The sequence below is a fragment of the Paenibacillus sp. IHB B 3084 genome, from assembly GCF_001447315.1.
GTDB lineage: Bacteria > Bacillota > Bacilli > Paenibacillales > Paenibacillaceae > Paenibacillus.
Map to the genome: position 1 here is coordinate 536,536 of NZ_CP013203.1, position 19,915 is coordinate 556,450.

General features: G+C 48.7%; 15 protein-coding genes and 2 pseudogenes. 5 read left to right on the plus strand and 12 right to left on the minus strand.

Annotation, left to right across the window (positions count from 1 at the left end; translation table 11 throughout):
* Positions 1 to 5: 5 nt before the first annotated feature.
* Both ASL14_RS02520 and ASL14_RS02525 read left to right on the plus strand, forming a co-directional pair.
* On the plus strand, positions 6 to 1,043 hold the full coding sequence (locus tag ASL14_RS02520) for a M42 family metallopeptidase (RefSeq protein ID WP_134910324.1): 1,038 nt from the start codon (positions 6 to 8) through the stop codon (positions 1,041 to 1,043).
* Between the two features lie 72 nt (positions 1,044 to 1,115).
* Positions 1,116 to 2,006 carry a LysR substrate-binding domain-containing protein gene (locus ASL14_RS02525; protein ID WP_134910325.1) on the plus strand — a complete coding sequence of 297 codons (891 nt, stop codon included), beginning with the start codon at positions 1,116 to 1,118 and terminating at the stop codon, positions 2,004 to 2,006.
* 28 nt (positions 2,007 to 2,034) lie between these two features.
* On the opposite strand, the gene ASL14_RS02530 is transcribed toward ASL14_RS02525, so the two are convergent.
* The 10 genes and pseudogenes from ASL14_RS02530 to hemE form a co-directional block, all read right to left on the minus strand.
* The gene (locus ASL14_RS02530) at positions 2,035 to 3,024 is read right to left on the minus strand and encodes an aldo/keto reductase family protein (RefSeq protein WP_134910326.1); all 990 of its coding nucleotides are present in this window, start codon (positions 3,022 to 3,024) and stop codon (positions 2,035 to 2,037) included.
* Positions 3,025 to 3,300: 276 nt separating this feature from the next.
* Positions 3,301 to 5,247 (minus strand): ABC-F family ATP-binding cassette domain-containing protein, encoded by a 1,947-nt coding sequence (locus tag ASL14_RS02535; protein WP_134910327.1) that lies wholly within the window; start codon positions 5,245 to 5,247, stop codon positions 3,301 to 3,303.
* Positions 5,248 to 5,367: 120 nt separating this feature from the next.
* Positions 5,368 to 5,952: a TetR/AcrR family transcriptional regulator gene (locus tag ASL14_RS02540; protein ID WP_134910328.1), complete on the minus strand. Its 585-nt coding sequence runs from the start codon at positions 5,950 to 5,952 to the stop codon at positions 5,368 to 5,370.
* A gap of 17 nt (positions 5,953 to 5,969) precedes the next feature.
* A pseudogene (locus ASL14_RS02545) lies at positions 5,970 to 6,775 on the minus strand (DUF92 domain-containing protein).
* A gap of 213 nt (positions 6,776 to 6,988) precedes the next feature.
* Positions 6,989 to 7,612: a fumarylacetoacetate hydrolase family protein gene (locus ASL14_RS02550; RefSeq protein WP_134910330.1), complete on the minus strand. Its 624-nt coding sequence runs from the start codon at positions 7,610 to 7,612 to the stop codon at positions 6,989 to 6,991.
* A gap of 35 nt (positions 7,613 to 7,647) precedes the next feature.
* Entirely contained in the window at positions 7,648 to 8,421 is a 774-nt protein-coding gene (locus ASL14_RS02555; RefSeq protein WP_134910331.1) for a glycerophosphodiester phosphodiesterase, read from the minus strand.
* A 74-nt stretch (positions 8,422 to 8,495) separates the two neighbouring features.
* A pseudogene (locus tag ASL14_RS02560) lies at positions 8,496 to 9,988 on the minus strand (CapA family protein).
* A 156-nt stretch (positions 9,989 to 10,144) separates the two neighbouring features.
* Positions 10,145 to 11,590, minus strand: a complete 1,446-nt coding sequence (hemG, locus tag ASL14_RS02565) for a protoporphyrinogen oxidase (RefSeq protein WP_134910332.1) — start codon at positions 11,588 to 11,590, stop codon at positions 10,145 to 10,147.
* Between the two features lie 7 nt (positions 11,591 to 11,597).
* Entirely contained in the window at positions 11,598 to 12,539 is a 942-nt protein-coding gene (hemH, locus tag ASL14_RS02570; RefSeq protein ID WP_134910333.1) for a ferrochelatase, read from the minus strand.
* A 31-nt stretch (positions 12,540 to 12,570) separates the two neighbouring features.
* Entirely contained in the window at positions 12,571 to 13,617 is a 1,047-nt protein-coding gene (hemE, locus tag ASL14_RS02575) for a uroporphyrinogen decarboxylase (RefSeq protein ID WP_134910334.1), read from the minus strand.
* Positions 13,618 to 13,857: 240 nt separating this feature from the next.
* Here hemE and ASL14_RS02580 point away from each other — a divergent pair, with 240 nt between their 5' ends.
* Positions 13,858 to 15,078 (plus strand): MFS transporter, encoded by a 1,221-nt coding sequence (locus ASL14_RS02580; protein WP_134914354.1) that lies wholly within the window; start codon positions 13,858 to 13,860, stop codon positions 15,076 to 15,078.
* Between the two features lie 123 nt (positions 15,079 to 15,201).
* Here the strand turns inward: ASL14_RS02580 and ASL14_RS02585 are convergent, their stop codons facing one another.
* Positions 15,202 to 15,846, minus strand: coding sequence for an O-methyltransferase (locus ASL14_RS02585; RefSeq protein WP_134910335.1), 645 nt, complete (start codon positions 15,844 to 15,846; stop codon positions 15,202 to 15,204).
* 157 nt (positions 15,847 to 16,003) lie between these two features.
* Between ASL14_RS02585 and ASL14_RS02590 the strand changes: the two genes are divergently transcribed.
* Together ASL14_RS02590 and ASL14_RS02595 are read left to right on the plus strand one after the other, a co-directional pair.
* A complete protein-coding gene (locus tag ASL14_RS02590) occupies positions 16,004 to 17,155 on the plus strand; it encodes a THUMP domain-containing class I SAM-dependent RNA methyltransferase (RefSeq protein WP_134910336.1) in 1,152 nt (383 codons plus the stop codon).
* Positions 17,156 to 17,394: 239 nt separating this feature from the next.
* Entirely contained in the window at positions 17,395 to 19,404 is a 2,010-nt protein-coding gene (locus ASL14_RS02595; RefSeq protein WP_134910337.1) for an LTA synthase family protein, read from the plus strand.
* A 154-nt stretch (positions 19,405 to 19,558) separates the two neighbouring features.
* Here ASL14_RS02595 and ASL14_RS02600 read toward each other — a convergent pair whose 3' ends face one another.
* On the minus strand, positions 19,559 to 19,828 hold the full coding sequence (locus ASL14_RS02600) for a hypothetical protein (RefSeq protein ID WP_134910338.1): 270 nt from the start codon (positions 19,826 to 19,828) through the stop codon (positions 19,559 to 19,561).
* Between the last annotated feature and the right edge of the window lie 87 nt (positions 19,829 to 19,915).

Here is a 19,915-nt window from a genome sequence, read left to right on the forward strand (position 1 = left end):
ACAACATGACGATTCATCTGAACGAAAATTATATCATGACCTTTCTGAATCAACTATTGAACACCCCCAGTCCCAGCGGCTACACACATCATGTGATGGAACTGATCCGTAAGGAAGCCGCAAGCCTTGGGGTGCCCTTAGAATGGAACGCCAAGGGCGGTGCCATCTTGACCCTGGAGGGCCAGCAAACAGACCGTACAGTTGCGCTGAGCGCGCATGTGGATACATTGGGTGCGATGATACGCTCAATAACCAGTCACGGTACCTTGCGGCTGACATCTGTCGGTGGTTTTATGATGAACAGCATCGAGAACGAATACTGCCTGATTCATACCAGAAGCGGACAAACATATACAGGCACGATTCTGTCGAGCCATCCGTCTGTGCATGTCTATGATGATGCACGTAGCTTTGAACGCAAGGAAAGTCATATGGAGGTGCGGATCGACGAGCTTGTCGAATCTAAAGAAGACGTGCTCCAGCTCGGCATTGCGGTAGGGGATTTTATTTCGTTCGACGCCCGTCCGGTCGTGACACCCAGCGGCTTTATCAAGTCACGTCATCTGGATGATAAAGCCAGCGTGGCTGCACTGTTTGGTTTACTGGAATCCGCTGTACGCGAAGACTGGAAGCCCCGTCATACCGTTAAGCTGATCATTTCCAACTATGAGGAAGTCGGTCACGGGGCTGCTTACATCCCCGAGGGTGTCAGCGAGATGATTGCCGTCGATATGGGCTGCATAGGCGAGGATCTGAGTTGCAAGGAGACGGATGTATCCATTTGTGCCAAGGATTCTTCCGGGCCTTATGATTATGACATGACGACTCGCCTGATTGAGCTGGTCAAGGAGCTGAATATCCCGTATGTGGTTGATATTTATCCGCACTATGGTTCGGACGCTTCGGCCGCGCTGAAAGCAGGCAACAATATCCGCGCTGCGCTGATCGGCCCTGGCGTACACGCCTCCCATGCGATGGAGCGTACGCACAAGCAGGCTGTAGTGAACACTGCCCGTCTGCTTGCCGCTTATGTGACGGTTTAATCCGAATGATGACGACCGGCCTGTTCCACTGGAGAATAGGTCGGTGTGGCTTAGCGAAAGGAAATCACAGCTATGGATCTGAAAAAACTACGTTACTTTATCGCAGTGGCGGAAGAACTACATTTTAATCGTGCTGCAAAAAAACTGAATATCACCCAGCCTCCCTTGAGCCAACAAATCCAAAGCCTTGAGGAAGAGCTTGGCGTGAAACTTTTGGAACGAACCAAAAGGCAAGTTCGACTTACGTCAGCAGGAGCGATCTTTTTAGAAGAATCCAGAAACATGGTTTCTCAATTGGAAAAATCCATTAAGATGACACAGCTTGCAAGTCAGGGGAAATTCGGACATTTATCCATCGCTTTTGTAGATTCGGCATCTGGCAGTCTGATGGTTAACGCCTTAAAGAAATTTCGGGAGCATTTTCCAGACGTGAAGCTTACGTTGTTTGAAATGACATCTGCCCAACAACTGAAAGCCATACACGATGGCAAAGTTCATGTGGGCTTCATGCGCTGGGCAGATCCATCTATACATATCACCTCTCGGCTCTACACCAACGAATCACTCATCGCCGTACTTCCCGCAACACATCCGCTAGCCCACCATCCAACCTTGTCTCTACGTTCTTTAGCGGAAGAATCTTTTATCCTGTCTCCGCCTCATATGGGATCGTCTTTTCATGATCTCATATTAGACTTTTGCAGACAACACGGCTTCCAGCCCCAAATCGTACAGGAAGCCGTTCAAATGTATACAATCGTTAATTTGGTAGCTGCTGGTATAGGCATCTCCATTGTTCCCTCTTCCGTTTCTGTTTTCCAACGTAGTGATGTCGTATTTCGTTCTTTTCACGAAGATTCTCCGTCCATCCCGCTTTACGCTGCATGGAAAACAGATGCGAATGACGCTGTTCTGACTCATTTTCTGGAGGTGGTTGAAGAAACAGCGTGTAATAGTAATTAGACATGTAAACTACCGTCAGCGCGTAGTCTTAACCTGTTTTACTCGGATCACGTTCAACAACACCGTTTAAAATACTATCCATTTGTCTCATAACCTCTCCATCCAGACGAACACCCGCAGCTTTTACGTTCTCCTTAACCTGATCTGGCTTGGAAGCACCGATAATAGCTGAGGACACTTGCGGGTTTTGTAAAACCCATGCTACTGCAAGCTGTGGTAGCGTTAAACCATATTCCTGTGCAATCGGCCGAATCTGCTCCACTGCCTGAAGGACCTCTTTACGTAACCATTGTCCGGCCAAGCGTTCGAAAAATGGTGAACCTGCTGCCGTAGAAGCACGTGAACCCTCAGGAAGCGGCTTGTCTATTGCATATTTGCCTGAAAGAATACCCTGTGCCAGAGGTGACCAAACGACCTGTCCAATTCCTTCCTGCTCACAAGCGGGAATCACTTCAGCTTCAATGACACGCCATAGCATGGAATATTGGGGTTGACTTGCCACGAAGGGGACCTTTAGCTCTCTCGCTAAATCCGCTCCTTGCTTTATCTGATCTGCTGTCCACTCGCTCACCCCTACATACAAAACCTTCCCCTGACGAACCAAATCGGATAATGCCAAAAATGTCTCTTCAAGTGATACGGTTGGATCAAAACGATGTGCATAATAAACATCAATATAATCCGTCTGCAAGCGTCGAAGGGAAGCATGGCAGGCCTCCATAATATGCTTGCGGGATAGCCCTTTATCATTCTGTCCGGTACCTGTTGGATGAAAAACCTTTGTGCATAGTTCAATACTTTCACGTCGTATTCCCTTTAAAGAATGACCTAAAACCGTTTCCGCCATCGTTTCTGAATAAACATCAGCAGTATCAAACGTAGTGATTCCTGAATCTAATGCAGCATGGACACATGCTTTCGCTGTGGTGTCATCCACTTGTGCACCATGGGTTATCCAGTTTCCCAATGCTATCTCGCTTACCCCCAAACCGCTTTTTCCAAGTTTACGATATTCCATTTTGAATTCCTCCTTTCTATATAAATTTGATTATAGCAAGCAAGTTTTAATATTAGAAATATATAATAAACTTCTTAATAATATGAAAAACATATTAATAAATTCATACATTTGCATAATGTTAGGTAGCTTCGAGTTTCCAAGTCAGGACATGAGTTATTTCCACGACCGATGTACTGGAATAAACACAAAAAAGCAAGTCTCCAGTGCTTACAGAGACTTGCTTTTTTAAGTAACGACGGAAAAACGATTCACGCAATATACTTGTTTCGTATTTTAAGATTTGCTTTGTTCAATTTGCTCGGCCAGCTCGTTCAGATAGGTCCAGCGCTCCATTTGATGCTCCAAATGCTGTTCGGCCTTCGTTTGCTCAGCCATAAGCTCCTGTAGTCGTACGGAATCATTGAAAGACTCTTCCATCTGTCGCTGGATGCTAGCCAACTTCTCCTCAGCCTGTTCGATCAATTCGTCAATTTGCTCATATTCCCGCTGTTCCTTAAAGGTGAATTTAAGCTTGGTTTTGGTGGTCTCCTTGACTGAATCCGAAGCATCCGCAGACTTAGACGTGGAAGACTGAGCAGAAGAAGTACCCGCCGAGACAGACGAATTCGCAGCGGATGGAGCATTTTTACTGATCCATTCTGCATACTCGCTATAATCGCCCACATGCACACGTACCTGTCCTTCTCCTTCGAATGCCAGTACCTTATCTATCGTGCGGTCCAGGAAATACCGGTCATGGGAAACGATAAAAACAACACCCGGAAATTCATCCAGATAGTCCTCCAGCACGGAAAGAGTCTGAATATCCAGATCATTCGTCGGTTCATCCAGTAACAATACATTTGGTGCGGACATCAGCACACGCAGCAGGTACAAGCGCCGTTTCTCGCCCCCTGACAACCGGGAAATGACCGTCCATTGCGCGCTTGGCGCAAACAGAAAACGCTCCAGCATTTGCGCGGCTGTAATAGCCGAACCATCTGCTGTCCGGATCACTTCGGCTTCTTCCTTAATGTATTCGATGACACGCAGCGATTCGTTCATTTCCTGATGTTCCTGGGTAAAATAACCGAGCTTCACGGTCGGTCCCACGATCACACTGCCTGAATCCGGTTCTACGCGCTGTGCAATCATTTGGAGCAGAGTCGATTTTCCGCTACCATTGGGACCCACAATCCCAACCCGGTCACCGGGCACAGCGATATAGCTCAAATCCTGAATCAGCTTACGGGAACCTACCGATTTGGACAGGTGATCCAGCTCCAGTATTTTCTTACCGAGACGCGTGGAGGCAACCGACATGTCTACAGACCCGGAACGAGCTTCCGGCTGCTGATCCTTAAGCTGTTCAAATCGTTCAATACGCGCTTTTTGCTTGGTCGAACGGGCCTTTGCCCCCCGGCGAATCCATGCTAGTTCATTGCGCAACAGGTTTTGCCGCTTTTGCTCCGAAGATGATTCCCGTTCCTCGCGTTCTGCCTTTAGCTCCAGAAAACGGGTATAGTTGGCCTCATAGCGGAAAAGTCGACCATGATCCAGCTCTAGCATGACAGTTGCCACTCTATCCAGAAAATAGCGATCATGCGTAATCATCAGCAACGCGCCGCGTCTTTTCTGCAAATACTGCTCCAGCCATTCAACCGACTCATTATCAATATGGTTGGTAGGCTCATCCAGAATGAGTAGCTCACAGGGCTGGATCAAAGCTGCTGCCAAAGCAACACGTTTACGCTGTCCACCAGAGAGCACTCCCATACGTGCCTCAAACTGCGTGATACCCAGCCGGGTCAGTATGTTTTTGGCCTCACTCTCCAACTGCCATGCCTGGAGCGTATCCATTTGCTGGCTTGCCCGCAACAGGCGGTTTTGAAGCTCCTCACTGCCCGGATTCAGCTCCAGCATCTCCATCGTTTCCGTATATTCGCGCACCGCCTTCATTTCCGGCTGGTTGCCGTAGAAAATATGTTGGAGTACCTTCACCTCGGGGTCAAACTCCGGATTTTGCGCCAAATATTGAATGCGTACACCGTTGTTGACCGCAATATTGCCATCATCCGGTGGCTCTAAGCCGGAAATCACGCGTAAAAACGTTGATTTACCAGTGCCATTCACACCAACGACCCCTATTTTTTCACGTTCATCCATGCCAAAGGAAGCATCCTCAAACAACATTTTTTCGCCATAGCTTTTCGTTATATGTTCAATGGTCATAATATTCATACGGATTCCCTACTCTTCCCCTATTTTGTGATGCATCTTGTTTATTTTAACACAGTCACACCAAATGATTAAAAAAACCGTGATCTGAACGAGGTCAGTACGGTTTCTAGCTTTACAATATCACAGTCTGCGTATCCCGCTCCCGGCTTCACAGCCGTACATAAACAAGTTAGTCGCAAATTCAGCCGTCTGATCCACATCGCATTCACGGAAATCTTTTTCCAGTAAAATGTCTATTTTGAGGCGCTCCATCATGCCAATGAAAGCCTTCGCATGAAGCTCAGGCTGCTGCACACCCTCCAAAGCCAGTTTGTTTTTGACCATATCGGTATAATCCTGAATAAATCCGCGCATAAACTCCATTAAATCAGGGTCATTGTTCGGGGTCATAAAAAACAACTTGGTATGCTGCTTGCGCTTGTAGTAGTAATGTAAGTGCAGTTTTGCCATTCGCAACAGTCCCTCTCCCAAAGCGCGGTTAGCCAGTACGCCCTGCATTTCGGCCAGGTATTGCTCGCAATCTCTGCGCGTAACCGCTGTAAAAAGCTGTTCTTTGCTTTTGAAGTACAAATATACCGTGCCTTTGGCAACACCCGCCTGTTCTGCAATCTCGGAAATCTTGCTTTCATAAAAGCCTTTGGTGCCGAAGATTGTATAAGCGGCGTCCAAAATAGCTTCATATTTATCTCCATGTATACCGCCCATCTTCGCACCTCCCTGTATTAAAGGATAAACAGAATTCCTGCCAGAGCGACCAGCCCCCGAAAATGGAGCTAATGCTGTTCACTCGATCATTGCTCATCCAGCGCCATCCCCGCACATCAACCGTCGGTTGTCCACAATGCGAGTCCACCTCTACTTCCCGATCACAAACCGTGCAGAACCGCATCATTTGCACCGTAGCACCCAGATAGGAATCGGCAAAAGCCCCCGCGCTGCCAGATATTCCTCCGATCAGTGCCCACAGCCATAGTGGCAGGCCCGGCATTCCTGCGGCGTATCCAAAGACCCATGCCCCTGTTCCAATCAGCACGCCCCCAGCCAAAGCCGCAGCCGTCCCCAGAGAAGATACACCTCCCGAGGTTCCGGGTGCCAGCACCTTGCCATTCAGTATCGAGCGAGGCGGCTTGCGGCTCAGGCTGCCAAATTCCGTTGCCCACGTATCCGACGTGACCGTAGCCATGACGCCAACAAAAGTCAACTGCCAGGCAACATGAGGCCAGATCGCATATCCCAGGCACAGCAGCATACCTAATCCCCCGTTGGCCCATACCTGTCCTGCATCCCGGTTTCCGGTTTTGGCATACGATTTTTCAAGTTCTGCCTTGCGCTCCTTTTTGAACCTCGACAGCAAGGTTGATGTGATGAAGAACAGGAGCAAGGTCCCAAACCAAAACAGGTTACCTGCACCATAATACACGGTTCCCATCAGCACAGCTGCCGCAAAGCCCGATAAGGTTAAGGATTTTTTATAAAAAGCAGCCCCCGCCACTATAGCAGCGCCAAGCAATCCGATGATCCAATCCATGATATACCCCCACTTTGAAATGAATCTCTCGTTTTTCATTTTTCAGTTCGTATATTATTGTACAACGCTCTACACTTATATAAAAGCCGCGTCCCATGCTATGGCACAGGACACGGCCCTTACATTCTTGCGTACGAGAATCACTCCATACTGCCCAACTACCAAAAGAACTCCCTTTTTAATCATCTTCATTCATACTATCCACGCATCAGCTTAACCGATTGTGCAGCTTCCTTGACGGTCAGTTCCCCAAAATAGCTCGAAACGATCTCCACTCGTGGTTGGCCCTACACCTGCCGGAGTGCCTGTGAAAATAATATCGCCCTCATCCAGTCCATAATGACTCCCTATGTAATCAATGATATGCTGGATGGAAAAAATCATATCCTTGATATGGCCGCGCTGTACTTCCTGTCCATTTTTGAGCAATGAAAAATCCTGCTGCTCCAGCGTGTCCAGTTTCTCTAAAGGCAAGAACGGTGTAACGGGAGCAGAAAATTTGAACCCTTTAGCCGCCGTCCATGGATGACCCTTTTTCTTAAGAACGCTTTGTACATCACGCAGGGTAAAATCAATTCCGAAGGCAAAAGCATTCAGAATCGCTTCCGCAGACATACCCGGTTCGTAATTACGACCCACAGCCACAACCAGCTCAGTCTCGTAATGAATGTCTCCTTGATCTTTAGGAAGCTCCAGTGTTGCTCCATCCAGCGGTACTACCGCATGAGAAGGCTTTAAAAAAATCATCGGCTCTGTGGGAACCTCATTTCCCAGTTCCTCGGCGTGCAGCTTATAATTGCGCCCGACACAGTAAACATTACGAATTTCCACGTTCATTACGACCAGTCACCCTTCCCGCGTATGTAGTCCCATTATTTAATAAATAGATTACGTATATAGTGCCACATCCGGTGCTTGGAATGCAAAAAAACCTGCTCCCAGCGATCCGGCCAATTGGTACAAATCATCAATTCAGGATGTAACGAGGCCAATCTCCGCATCATGCTACGGTCATCCACCGTCCATGCCATGACAGTGATACCGTGTCCGGTCAAGTCTTTCATCAGCTTTCGATCCAAACGCGGGTAGCCCATGGATAGAAAAGAGCATTGCAGCCCTTCCAACTGCTTTGCCAGATCGTCCGGACGAGCATCGATAATTAGCCCGGTACGGATACCTGGCGCCAGTTCTTTGGCCCGACGTAAAGCCGAACGCTCAAAAGAGGTCAATACCACCTCATTCTCCATATCTCGCGCCACAATTTCACGGAGTACGGCCTTCTCCAGCCCTGGATACATATCTCCTGCGGTTTTTAGCTCAATATTGAGCGATACGCGGCCACGACACAGATCCAGCACTTGTGCGAGAGCAGGAATGCTTTCACCTTGATATTCCGTGCTTTTCCAGCCACCTGCATCCAGACGTTTCAGCTCTTTCCAGTCTGTATCCTTCACCCGACCTGTGCCGTTAGTCGTGCGCTCCAGCGTGAAATCATGAATGACCACCGGAACGCCATCCTTCGACAGTTGTACATCCAGCTCAATCCAGCGCACAAACGGCTGATCTATTGCAAGCTTAAAAGCCGCCAACGTGTTCTCGGGAGCAATTCCTGAAAAACCGCGGTGAGCCACGCACAAATTGTCCATTCCGGTTAAGACCTCCATCCACAAGTGGTAGCCTCAATACAGACCAGCCTCGTGTAAAAGATTTCCTTCGACAACTATCGGGCGGTTACTGTACCGTCTGCGCCTACAGAAACATTAGCCGGTGACATCGCCACTACTCCTTGCAAAATTTTGCTGGCCTCCGCATCCTTCATTGGAACTGGTTGACCCAGCTCCGCCCGAAAAGGGGTCAGCTTCATGCTGCAAGCCCCAGCCCGGGTACAAGTTGCCTGAAATATCGCTGTATCCCAGGTGGCTGGTACTGTAGATTTAGAAAAAATAAAATTCCCTGTGCTGTATGCAATCCATTTGCCTTTATACTGCTCCATGCCCTGTAGTACGTGCGGGTGACCTCCGATTACGAGATCTGCCCCTGCATCAATAAAAGCGTGCGATAGCTCGGTTTGATGAGGCTCCAGTGCAGTAGCGCGCTCCTTGCCCCAATGCGCAATGACAATGACCAAATCAGCCTGCTTGCGCGCTTCGCGAATCGACTTCACAATCGCGGTCGAATCGTAGGCTTCTGCAACACCGGGCTGTTTGGCGCCTGCATTCCAGTTGGCCTCGGGCATAACCCGTGTAGCGCCCAGCAATGCAATTTTAATACCTTTACGCTCAAAATAGTGCGGAGCATACGCTTCTTTTGCATTACGCCCGGCTCCGGTATACGCTATATCGTTTTCCTTCAAATATTTCAGCGTATCCAGTAAACCGTCTGTGCCCTGATCCAAAATATGATTGTTGGCCAAATTTACAGCATCTATCCCTGCCGCAGCCAACGCAGTCAACGCCTTGGGAGAAGACTTATACACATACGTTTTATTCAGCGCACCCACGCCCGCGGTTGTAACCGGCGTTTCCAGATTGGCTATCGTCAGATCGTCCTTGCGAAACAGATTTCCGAGATATTGATATGGAAAATCAAATCCGTTCTTTTCCAACCGCTGCTCAACCTTACCAGAAAACTGCACATCCCCTACAAAATGAAGCGTGACTGTCGGTGAAGCTGTTCCATCCGATGCGGCTTTCCTCACCTGCTCCGATTCGTTGGGGTCAGTAGATTTCCCACTGTCCGATGCATCCTTATTTGAAGAGCTGTCCGGTGATTGCCCGTCTTTCTCCGAAGATGATCCTGATTCTGACGATTTGCCTTCAGCAGCATTTGTGTCAGATGAGGTCGCGGGGCGGCTGTCTGTAACTGTAGCAGTATCAGTATCAGAAGGTTGCTCTGTCTTATCGTCAGCAGCGTGCTCATCTCCATTGGAGCTGTCGTCCGGTTGTTCATTTGAAACGGCTGTAACGTTCTCTCTTACCGGGCTAGAAGACTGTCCTCCACCCGCTGAATCCGTTTTGCTCTTGTTCTCCTGTTGTAATAGTCCGGCGTTTTCCGCAAGAGAGCGACTCTTCCCATGTTCAAATATGTAATAATATCCGAAAAGACCTACGATCATAAGCAGCAGGACCAGATTCGTGATGATCCAAGCCTTGCCTATTTTCGCTTCCTTGCTTTCTTTCGACCTTCATTTTTCTGTGATCTGGGAGGGTACATTCTTCACTCCTTCTATGCTGTTGCATATGCATTACATTCTTGAATGATCCGGCGATTTTAACACCTTCTCCATTATATATCAAATTTCGGTATAAATAGAACCCCTCGCTTGGGATAGCGAAGGGTTCGTTATTCAAGTGCTCCAACCATTTATAATTATGCCTGTACCTTGACCGCTTCCCGTTCCGCAGCTTGGACGGCGACAGAGGCCCATTCCTTGGCTTGGCGGATACAATCCGGCAACCCGATGGCATCATAGCCAGCACCCAAAACATACACTCCCGGCATCGTTGTACGCAGTTCTTCTCGCAGATCGGCGATAGCCTGAGGGTGTCCTACCGGATATTGCGGCATAGAGTGGCGAAGACGGGTAATTTCCGTAAATAGCGGAGTCGCCGTAACCCCCATCATGTCCTGCAAATCCTTACGTACCAGCGCAGTCAGTTCATCATCGGGTAGCTCTACCGTTTCTTCGGCTCCAGCACGCCCCACGTAGCAGCGCAACAGTACTTTATCGTCCGGACTGGTATGCAACCACTTGGCGGACGTCCACGTACATGCCGTCACACTGCGTCCCTCTTTACGGGGTACCAGAAAACCGGAACCATCAAAGACATTCTCGATGTCTTTTTTATTAAAGGCCATGACCACATTCGCCACGGACACATAATTAACGGCTTCCAGTGCCGCCACATTCACATGTCCTCGCAACAGCGGCGCTGCAGCAAAATTCGGAGTCGTGATAAATAGATCGTCCGCATCCAACGTCTCCCCATTATCCAATACAACATGGTAGACACTGCCTTCACCGCCTGCTGTCTTTGTGAATTCTGTAACAGCAACGCCTGTACGCAAATCACAGTCATGCAAGTCATTTAGTAACGCATGTACCAAACTTTGCAGTCCTTGACGGAAGGTCAGGAAAGCACTTTTTTTCGTGCCTGTATGCGTCTCGGCTGGCTTTCTTCCGGTCATCATCCCGTGAATGAGGCTTCCATATTGCTGCTCTACTTCAGCAAATTGCGGGAAGGTCGCCTGCAAGCTCAGCGTCTTCATATTGGCAGCATATATGCCAGCCAGCAGCGGCTCGGTTACATTTTCCAGCACTTCTTTGCCCAGTCGGCGTTCGATAAAATCACCCAAGGCTTCATCACCGGGTATGCGACGAGGCGGAATAACAAAATCCATCATGGCCCGCAGCTTGCCGCCCAACGAGATGAGCCCGCTTCGCAGAAAAGGTTTCAGCTCCGTCGGAATCCCCAGTACCAGACCGGGGGGCATCGGATGGAGCTGACCTTCATGCAAAATGTATGTTTTTTTCGCCTCAGGATTCGTGCTTACCAGCTCATGATCCAGATCCAGCTCTTGTGCCAGCTCGATCATAGCCGTTTTACGGGCTAGAAAGGAATCCGGCCCTTTTTCAATTACAAATCCGTCTTTATGCAACGTTTCGATTTTCCCGCCCAACACTGGGGCCTTTTCCACCAGCGTTATTCGTGGTGTGTAGCCTGCTTCTTTGTACATTTTACGTGTATAAAAAGCTGCGCTCAGTCCGGTCAATCCTCCGCCTACAATCACAATGTTGCGTAGTTTTTGCTCCATTATGTCCTCATCCCTTTTTCCATTGGTCTATGATGACATCGCTAAGCGTCTCCATGTACAATGGATCACTGTTAAGCGAATCAATCCGCTGGAAACGCATATCCAATTCCTTCGCCAAAGCCTGTGCCTCAATATCCAGATCGTACAGTACCTCCAGATGATCTGAAACGAAGCCGACTGGCGCAGCCAGCACATATTCAACCTGCTCTTCCTTGAGACTGTGCATGGTATCCAGGATGTCAGGACCGAGCCAAGGCTCTGCTGTGCGGCCTGCGCTTTGCCACGTAAACTGCCAGTTGGTGATTCCTGCCTTGTCCGCAACAGCTTGCGAAGTAGCCATCAATTGCTCTACATAAGGATCACCCATCGCCAGAATCCGCTCAGGCAAGCTGTGCGCACTGAACAATACACGTACCTCGTCCCGATTCGCCCCTGCTTCTTCGAAAAGCGCCAGCTTTGCATTTACACGCTCGGTCAACGTCTTGATCAGCTTTGGATGAAGATGATAGCTTTCCACAAACGATATAGCCAGATCCAGTTCCTGTGCCTTGGCCTGTGCGCGCTTAATATAAGTGCCTACACTCATCACGGAATAATGCGGAGCCAGCACGACACCTACCGCTTTACGGATACCGTCTTGCACCATAGCCTCCACGCCATCCTCGATGAACGGCTTGGCATGTTTGAGTCCCTGATAGCAGACAAATTCAATATCCGGATTACGATTTTCCCGATTTAATGTTTCTTGCAGATTTTGAACCTGACGATCCGTATTTTGACGTAGCGGAAATACACCGCCCACAATGGCTTCATAACGATCCTTTAATTCTTTCAATTGCTCCGGGGAAGGAGCGTTGCCACGACGAATATGTGTGTAATAGGCTTCCACTTGGTCCAAACTTTCCGGTGTCCCGTAGGACATAACCAGTACACCCACTTTGGTTTTCATCAGCACATCACCTCTTCAAATTTCTGATTGATTACTTCTTTATCAAAACGGAACGGGAATACTCATGCACATACTCCGTAAGCTCTCTCAATTTATCTAACGAAGCTTCTGGAAATAAACCGTGACCCAGATTAAAAATATATCCCGGCTCCAAAATTCCTTCATCCACAATCGTTTTCGCATACTGTTTGATTACATCCATCGGCGCTGTGAGCACGTAAGGGTCCAGATTTCCCTGCACACCAAAACCATTACCCAAACGACGGCGTCCTTCTGGTATACTTACCCGCCAGTCCAGTCCGATCACATCGGCCTTTACCCCGCCCAGCAGCGGTAGCAACTCGCCAGAGCTTACACCTGGAAAATAGATTTTTGGTACGTCCAGATCAGACAGTTCATGGAAAATACGTGTAATCTTCGGCAGCACAAACATTTGAAAATCATGAGGCGAAAGCGCCCCTACCCAGCTATCAAACAGTTGAAATGCCTTGCCGCCATTAGCAATATGGGCACGCACGTATGTAATAACCATGTCTCCAAGCTTGTCCATCAGCCGATGCCATAATTCAGGCTCTCCGTACATCATGGCTTTGGTGCGGATATATCCTTTGGACGGTCTTCCTTCTATTAAATAACTCGCAATTGTAAAAGGAGCTCCAGCGAACGTAATCAGCGGTACCTCCAGCTCACGGTCCAAAATACGGATCGTTTCCAAAATGTGACTCAAATCTCGTTCTACATCAATCGGGCGCAGCTTGTCCACGTCCGCCGCTGTCCGGATCGGATTATCAATAACCGGACCGATATTTTTGACAATATCAAAATCAATCCCCAGCGAGGCTACCGGATTCATAATATCAGAATATAAAATAGCAGCGTCTACCCCGAGCTTGCGCACGGGCATTAAGGTCACTTCTGCAGCCAGCTCGGGCTGACGACAAATTTCAAGCAACGTGTATTTTTCTTTAATTTTGCGATATTCAGGATCATATCTTCCGGCCTGCCGCATGTACCATACGGGAATATGATCCACAGCCTGCTTGCGGCATGCGCGGATAAAGGTATCGTTGTAGGTCATGACTTCAGCCTCCAGTTCGAATCGTAACTACTGTATTTTATTATGCCCTTTTTCAAGAGTCGTAACAACCGCCGCTGGCGGACAATCCATGACAAACCCATGACATTTGGATAAAGTTTCAATGAAGTGTGCTATACTAGAGGAATGGCTTTTTTAAAGCTCCGGGAAGTTCTACATGGATTCTACATGGATAAGTAGTTTTGCATCAGCATGAAATGGCAGAAAGGAAGTGAAAGCACATTGAAAACGTGGGAGACGTGGAAAGTCAATCTCATTGTGCTTTGGTTCGGTCAGTTTCTAGTCAATGCGGGTATTACGATGATTACTCCGTTCCTCGCTCTTTATCTGGCCCAAGACCTTCATGTCAAGGGAGAGCATGATATCGGTCTGTGGGCCGGAGTTATTTTTGCCGCAAACTTTTTGACTTCATTTATGTTCCAGCCTCTATGGGGCAAACTGGCTGACCGATATGGGCGCAAAGTAATGCTGCTCCGCTCGGGCTTCGGTATGGCTCTGGTGATTGGCTGCATGGGTTTGGTCACCCATCCGTGGCAACTGTTGGCGCTTCGTCTGCTGAACGGTACGATTTCGGGCTTCAATCCGGCTTCGATTTCTCTGGTGTCGGGTACCACACCCAAAGAACGGACCGGTTTCGCTATGGGGATTATGCAATCCGGTCAGATGGCGGGTACGATTCTCGGCCCTCTGATGGGCGGTTTTTTGGCTGACTGGGTTGGATTCAGACCGATCTTTTACATTACAGGCGCTCTTATTCTTGTAGCCTCTCTCATCGCAATGTTTCTGGTTAAGGAAGATTTCAGCAAAGCCGAAGCTGCACGAATACCGCAAATTTCGGTTCTTGCCGGATTAAAGGAGCTAAGCCATACGCCCCAGCTTCCGGCTTTGTTCACCGTAACGTTCCTGCTCCAGTTTGCCATGATCAGTACGGTATCTTTGTTGCCGTTATATGTGCAAAAGCTGTATGGGTCGGCAGAAGGAATTGCGCTCATTGCCGGGTTTGTTACAGCCATTACCGGCGTATCCAATATGGTCGCTGCGCCGCTGCTTGGAAGATTGAGTGACAAGATCGGGGCACACCGCATTTTGACCCTCGCTCTGCTCGGAACCGCGCTCATGCTCATTCCGCAGGCTTTTGTCAATCAGGTATGGCAGCTCGTCACGATCCGTTTTTTCATGGGTATATTTATGGGCGGACTGCTGCCAAGCGTAAACGCGCTGATTCGCACGTATACACCGGAAGGCATGGAAAGCCGTTCGTTCGGCTTCAATACCAGCTCGCTGGCGCTTGGTAATATGCTGGGCGCTGTTATTGGCGGGGTACTGTCCGGTTTTATCGGCATCGAAGGATTGTTCATCATGTCAGGTGTCCTGCTGATCGTCAATATATTCTGGGTACGTATGAAGCTCTATGATCGTAAGCCTGCACCTGATTTCAGGTAAGATAGCCTTCTGGTAAGGTCAGCCTTCCAGAACAGACAAGAACCTCCGCTCCACAATTTTGTGGACAAGGAGGTTCTTTTTGTATAGCTACTTTTTGTATAGCTGTATAAGTAACACTACAGCCTATTTTACACGGGCCAATGCCAATCCGTCATAGGCTGGCAAAAGCGTACTGACTAGCCGCGGGTCCGTAGCTATCGTTTCGTTAAAGCGTCTCACGGCCTGTACGGCAGGACCGTTCTTGTCGGTATTGAGCGTCCGTCCGCGAAGGAAACAGTTATCTCCCGCAATAATGGCACCTGGATTCGCCAGAGCAATCGCATATTCCAGATACACCGGGTAATTTTCCTTATCGGCATCGATGAAGAAAAAATCGAAGGTCCTCCCCTCTTCCTGAAGTTCCTTCAGGCTGTCCGCTGCAGGTCCGAGACGATATTCGACACGGTCACCGTAGCCGTTTGCCTCCATATGTCTATGTGCCAGTGCCGCATACGCTTCTTTCAGCTCTAATGACACAATGCGTCCCTTCTCTCCCAATCCACGGGCCAGACATAATCCACTGTATCCGCCTAATGCGCCAATCTCCAGTACCTGCTGCGCGCCGGATACCTCAATTAGAAAGGTCAGCAGCTTTCCGTAAGGATGAGCCACCGATACCTCAGGCATCCCCTCTGCAACAATGGCCTCCCTGATGCCGCGTAGCGTTTTATCTTCCTGTACCAGTTGGTCTACATATTGTTCAGGCGTCATATTGGGTGTAATTTCCACGTTTCATCTCTCCTTCTCGCTTTATCATAACGTAGGTTGGACGCGATGTCCTTCGTAAATTATTTGCCTTAATTATTTGTCTCTTCGTGTACAATGACCTATACTATAGGGATTGAACCAAGCTTATATGATTATGGGGACGGAGTGAATACGTTTAATGACTCAACTGCAACTAATTGCAACTGCGCCGATGGGACTTGAAGCCGTCGTGGCTCGGGAGCTCAGAGAACTCGGATATGAGGACCTGACCGTCGAGAATGGCCGCGTCGTTTTTTCCGGTGATTATATTGATATATGCCGGTGTAACCTGTGGTTGCGCACATCAGACCGCGTTCTTATTAAAATGGGCGAATTTGCCGCAACCACCTTCGACGAGCTGTTCGAGTGCACCAAAGCTTTGCCATGGGAGGATTGGATTCCTATGGATGGTGAATTTCCGGTAGAGGGACGCTCGCACAAATCACAGCTTAGTAGCGTACCAGCCAGTCAGGGAATCGTCAAGAAGGCGATTGTAGAAAAGCTCAAGGAAACCTACCACACGGATTGGTTTGAAGAGGACGGCCCTCGTTACGTTATAGAGGTCATTCTCTTAAATGACCGTGCATTGCTAACGCTTGATACGACAGGTCCGGGACTGCACAAGCGCGGTTATCGCAAGCTCGTGACGGAGGCTCCGCTCAAAGAGACGATGGCTTCCGCTCTGATTCAGCTTAGCCGCTGGACCCCGGATCGACCGTTCTATGACCCGTGCTGCGGTTCCGGTACTCTGCTGGTAGAAGCAGCAATGCAGGCATGGAATATTGCTCCGGGACTGAGACGTACCTTTAACTCGGAAGACTGGCCTGTCATTGGTCGCGAGCTATGGGATCAGGCTCGCGACGAAGCGATGGATTTGACCCGCGATGACATTCCTTTCGAGATTGCAGGCAGCGATATTGATCCAGGTGCCATCGAAGTCGCTGAGGCTGCTGTAAAGGCGGCAGGCTTCGCTAAAGATATCTCATTAAAGGTGATGCCTGTAACGAAAGTCAGACTTGAAGGCCAATATGGTGTGATGATTACCAATCCACCTTATGGTGAGAGACTGAGTGAGGAAACCGAGGTAGAGAAGCTGATCCGGTCAATCGCACGCACGGCAGCGGAAATGAAGACATGGTCCTTCTTTGCCATCAGCTCCACCAAGCAATTCGAGCACTATTGGGGCCGTAAAGCCGATAAGCGCCGCAAGCTGTTTAATGGCCGGATCGAATGCCAATACTATCAGTATCTGGGCCCTCTACCACCGCGCCACAAAGATACTCAGCCTTAAGTAGATGATGCTCAGGCCAGGAAGCGAACCATCCGTTCGCCTTCTGGCCTGATTTGTGTTGTTCATAGGATAAAAATGTAGCTTTCCCCTGCTGTACTGGAAGGAAAATGCTGTATTTTCTTTACTTAATCATTGAAATGCGCGGGATGAGCGCTATAATAATTAAAGGCGATTTCGGTTTTAACATTACGTTAATATTTAGTTTATACTAGCCGAACATTTCTGCCGAAGGGGGTAAAGTGTTGGTTATTCGCACGGCCAGTGCAAATCGCACTGGAAACATGTTCAGCAGAATGCTGTTGTCCCGATATTTCGGGTTTGGTCTGTTTTTTGTACTTATGATTGGCAAGCTCGTTCTGATCCACCATAACCTGCATGCCCAAAATGTTGACATGAATCCGCTGGATTATGTCATCGCGATCGGTTCGCTCTTGCTTGTGAGTTTTTGGACCTTATGGCTGTTACGGCGCGGACGTTTAATCGCTCTTGTGGTGCTTGATATTTTGCTTACCGCGCTCATTTACTCTGACATGGTTTATTATCGGTATTTTCAGGATTTCATTACGATTCCCGTCTTGCTTCAAGCCGGACAAGTTGATTCCCTGGGTGGAAGTATCATATCTCTGATGTACTGGTGGGATCTTTTCTTTTTTGCAGACTGGATCCTGTTCATTCCGTATGTGATGTTCGTGGCTTCCCTGCGGCGTCGGTATACAACGAGTGATTCTTACATCCAAACGTCACGCGGTTCATTCAGCAAAAGGTTTCTGCTTCGCTTCTCCAAAGGCGCGTTGGCCTTCCTGATCGGCTACATTTTTACCTTTGGACCGATTAAATACTATACGTCCACGTGGGCAACCGGCATATTCGTCGGTAACTGGTGGTCGATGGCCCTGTACAATGTAACCGGGCTGATCGGATTTCACGGGTACGACATTTACCGCTATGGACAGGACCATCTGGGATCTCAGCCTACGCTGGCTCAGGCTGAGTCCGATAAGGATAAGGAATGGTTTAATCAGCATCAAAAGCTGCTTCAGGTGAAAAATGACCTTTCCGGCAAGTATAAAGGCAAAAATGTGATGGTCATTCAAGCCGAAGCGTATATGAACTTTTTCATCGGCAAGGAGATCAACGGTCAGGCCATAACGCCTAACTTTGACAAGCTGACGAAGGAAAGCATGTATTTTAACAATTATTATCACCAGACTGCGCAGGGCCGTACTTCAGACGCGGATTTCACTACACATGCTTCACTGCATCCACTCCCTACAGGCTCGGTATTCATCCGTTATGCGGACCATAAATTCGATACGTTGCCTTCTATTCTAAAAGATACTGGCTACAGCCCTAATGCATTTCACGTTTACGACAGCAGCTTCTGGAATCGCTACACGATGTATAAGGCGATGAACTATGACAAGTTCTACAGTAAAAAAGATTTTAAAATAGACGAGCCGCTTGGATGGTCGCTGGGAGACAAATCCTTTTTCCGGCAAACGCTCAATGATCTCACCACTGAGGTCAAACAGCCGTTCTACGCTTATATGGTCGGAATTTCGAGCCACCACCCTTACAATCTGTCACCTGACGCTGTGGATTTGGATGTTGGCGAGTTTGAAGGGACCATGTTCGGAGACTATTTGAAATCCGTGCATTATGTGGATGAAGCACTAGGTGAACTGGTGGATCAAATGAAGAAAGACGGATTGTGGGATAATACGATCCTGATGTTCTACGGGGATCACGACAATTCCATTAAAGATAAGACCCTGTATGAGAAATTTCTGGGTAAACCACTCACAGATCTTGATATGCAAAAAATCATGAACCAGGTGCCGCTGCTTGTGCATCTTCCCGATGGAAGCCATGCGGGAACTTACACTGAACCGGCAGGACAGCTTGATCTGACACCGTCGGTGATGCATCTGCTCGGCATTTCAACGAAACCGTATCACTTTATGGGAAATGATCTGTTCAGCGGGAAGCCTCGCATGGTCGTGCTGCGCAGTGGTGCCTTCACTGATGGTCGTGTGTACTACATTCCATCCGAGGACGGCACATTCTCCAAAGGAACCTGTTACAACCTTACCACAGGCCAGCCTACGGATGTGAACGCCTGCGGACCGGGGTATACTGAAGCTCTCAATCGGTTGAACATTTCCGATCAGGTGATCACGTATGATCTCATTCGCCAATGGGAACCGCAAATCAAAGAAGTAACTACAACTCCTTCGACATCCAAATAGACTTTCTGAGGAAGGTTGCTTGCACAGCACCCTTCCCGGATTCCCAGAAGGATGAGTACCTACAAGAAAAGCCCGATCAAGCAGCAACATGCTGATGATCGGGCTTTTGGTATTCTTGTGCTAGTAAACCGCGCTCATTTACATTTACGAATGCTTATGGGCGCAATGCTTTTTTGGCCTGCTCCAGCCGTTGTGTCTCTTCACCAAGCATTTCCTCGGCAACCTCTACCGCATCGTCGCCAAGGCTGTCCTTCGCCTGCTCTATGGCATGCTCCGCATGAGTACGGGACTGCTCCGCCTGCTCGATCAGTTGCTCAGCCGGATGTGACAATGCCTGAGAAACGGCATGGTGAAGCTTGTCCACCGAGTTTTGCGTTTGGGCCTCGACACTGTGATTGTCCAGATTAGAATCATATTGGGCCATGAGTCACTCCTCCTTCTGGGCAGTGGTCTGCATCCATTAGCATGGATCAGAAGAAGGGGAACTATACAAAGCCGCGAATGCTGCGTA